The sequence below is a fragment of the Virgibacillus carmonensis genome, assembly GCF_057836705.1.
Window position 1 is genome coordinate 1 of the sequence record NZ_JBYQFJ010000363.1, and the last position, 539, is coordinate 539.

Annotated in this window: 1 pseudogene; it reads left to right on the forward strand. The window is 29.9% G+C overall.

Annotated elements, in window-relative coordinates:
• Positions 1-328 precede the first annotated feature (328 nt).
• A pseudogene (locus AC3G7N_RS22370) lies at positions 329-539 on the forward strand (MFS transporter); the annotation flags it as partial.

The following is a 539-nucleotide window of genomic DNA, read 5'->3' on the forward strand; positions in this document are numbered from 1 at the left end:
CATTAAATCTAATGAATATAAGTATGCAATAATATGTTTTTTGCCTGTAGTAGCTGTTATTCTTGCTGAAACATTTAAAATAACTAATGTATAGTGGTGTGTTATAAAACCATTTATTACTGAAAGATAGTCCTTTAAGGGCACATTGAAGTTTCTGAAAACAAAGTATATAATAACGATTAAATTGAGTAATATGAAAGGGGTGCTTTAAATGAGGATCATAGATCGACTACTAATTTATCATACTTAATCCTGTAGAATAAAAATTAGAGGTCCTCCTGTTTTTATATAGGAAATTTAACCTATATAAAATCCAAGGAGGACAAAAATGAATAAACAATTAACTATTTTGTTAGCGGGAAGAATTATAACGAACTTTGCTGATAGTTTTTACATGATCGCTACATTGTGGTATGTCAAATCGGTAACTGACTCAGTACTTTTAGTAGGGTTAACAAGTGCTATTGCTATGGTGCCGGTAACGTTGCAATTTCTTTATGGACCAATTATTGATAGGTTTTCAAAACAAAAAATACTGT